The following is a 2055-nucleotide window of genomic DNA, read 5'->3' as shown; positions in this document are numbered from 1 at the left end:
GGTGGTGAGCGGGGAGGTCGAGGGGCTTGTCATGGTCCGGTCCTCCGCCCGTACCGGGATGCGGCGGACGTCCGCGGCCGGGACGCCTGAGCCTGCACGCTACCGCTCACCGGCGCCGCACCGTACCCACCCCGGCACCGTCGGGTCCGCCGGGCATCACAGTTTCGCCACGCCGCCGCCGTCACCGTGCCGCCGTCACCCCGTGGTCGTCACCCTGCCGTCCTTGCCACGCCAGCCGGACCGGTGCGCGGCCCGGTGTCGCCGCGGCCGAGGCACCCGCCCGACCATCCGCTCGCCGTCAACGCGCTCGCCGTCAACGCAAACGCCGTCCGCGGGGGCGGGGTCGTCGGTCCGCGGCGGGCCGTCGGCCTGCCTGGGCAGGGCTATGTCGGCATGGCCACGGGCGGGCACCAGGCAGCCCACTCCGAGGGCGAGCGCCCCGACCACGCCGGCCATCGCGAAGACGGTCTGGAAGGCGCCGAGGCTCGGCACCGCCCCCACCGAGGTCGTCATCGTGAGGTGGCTGAGCAGCGTGGCGACCGCGGCGCTGCACAACGCCTGCCCGACCGTGCGCAGCAGGACGTTGAGGCCGTTGGCCGCGGCCGTCTGGGTGCGGGGAACCGCGTTCATGATCAGCATCGGCATGGCCGAGTAGGCCAGCGCCGTCCCGGCGGCGACCACCGCCGCCCCCGCCACGATCATCGGCAGGTTCTCGCTGGTGAACAGGCGCAGCAGATAGCCGAACACCAGCGCGGACGCGCCGAGCAGCAGGGTGGTCCGCGGGCCGCGGGAGGCGGTGATGCGCGCCGCGACCGGTGACAGGGCGAACATCGCCACGCCGCCGGGCAGCAGGCACAGGCCGCTGGCGAACACCGACAGGCCCAGGCCGTAGCCGGTCTCGGTCGGGACCTGGACGAGCTGGGCGGTGGACAGTGAGTTGGCGTAGAAGGAGAAGCCGATCAGCAGCGCCGCGGCGTTCGTGGCGAGTACCGCGGGCCGCCGCGCCAGGCGCAGGTCGACCAGCGGTTCGGCGACGCGAAGCTGCCAGCGGGTCCAGCCGGCGAGGATCACCACGGCCGCGAGGATCAGGACGCCGAAGCGGGGGCTGGTGAAGCCCCAGTCGGCCGCCTTGGACAGGGCGAGCAGCAGGCACAGCAGACCGAGGGCCAACCCGACCGCGCCGGGGATGTCGAAGCGGGCGGGGGTGCGGACCTTCGACTCGCGCACGAGCAGCGCGGCGAGGATCAGATCGGCCAGTCCGAGCCCACCGGTGACCCAGAACATGACGTGCCAGTCGGCGAACTCGATGATCAGGGAGGCGAACGGGACGCCGAGCGCCGCGCCGATCCCGACGGTGGCGCTCATCAACGCGACCGCCGAACCCACTCGTTCGGGCGGCAGTTCGTCGCGCAGGATGCTGATCGACAGCGGCACGACCGCGAGGCAGGCACCCTGCAGGCCACGGGCGGGGATCAGCAGCCAGATGTTCGACGTCAGCGCGCACAGGATCGACCCGGTGGTGAGCATCCCGAGCGCGATCAGCAGCATCCGGCGCTTGCCGAAGATGTCGCCCGCCCGGCCGAACAGCGGCGTGACCACGGCGCCCACGAGCAGGGTGACGGTGAGCAGCCAGCTGACGTTCGACGCCGACGCGCCGGTGAGTCGGGGCAGGTCGGGCAGCAGCGGCACGATCGAGACCTGCGAGATCGCGGTGAGGATCCCGCCGGCGCCCAGCACGGCGCTGAGCTCCCGGGAACGCCCACCGCCCGCCGCGGTGGCGGGGGAGCCTCCCGCGGCGCCGACCGGATGCACGGCAGGCTCGTCCACGTGACTCCTCGGGAGATCGATACGGAAACGGCCACCACGTCGGTGAACCGCCGTTCACCAGCATAGTGAACGATGGTTCACCGATGCACGCAACTGCCCCCATGAGGACCGCCACCTACCGCGATACGTAAACCCGCAGGTCAGGCCCCACCCCTCGTCGCGGCCGCGGGTCCCCGTCGCGCGCCGATGAGCCCCGATTCCCCCGTGTGGCGGAGCACAGCGGTGGCC

Annotated in this window: 1 protein-coding gene; it reads right to left on the bottom strand. The window is 73.0% G+C overall.

Features of this window, described 5'->3' with window-relative positions:
* Positions 1-195: 195 nt before the first annotated feature.
* Entirely contained in the window at positions 196-1827 is a 1632-nt protein-coding gene (locus NBZ85_RS30650) for an MFS transporter (RefSeq protein WP_261563371.1), read from the bottom strand.
* Between the last annotated feature and the right edge of the window lie 228 nt (positions 1828-2055).

The sequence above is a fragment of the Frankia tisae genome, assembly GCF_025403405.1.
Classification (GTDB): Bacteria; Actinomycetota; Actinomycetes; order Frankiales; family Frankiaceae; genus Frankia; species Frankia tisai.
The sequence above is the reverse complement of the archived record's forward strand: the minus strand, read 5'-3'. Positions and strand labels throughout refer to the sequence as shown.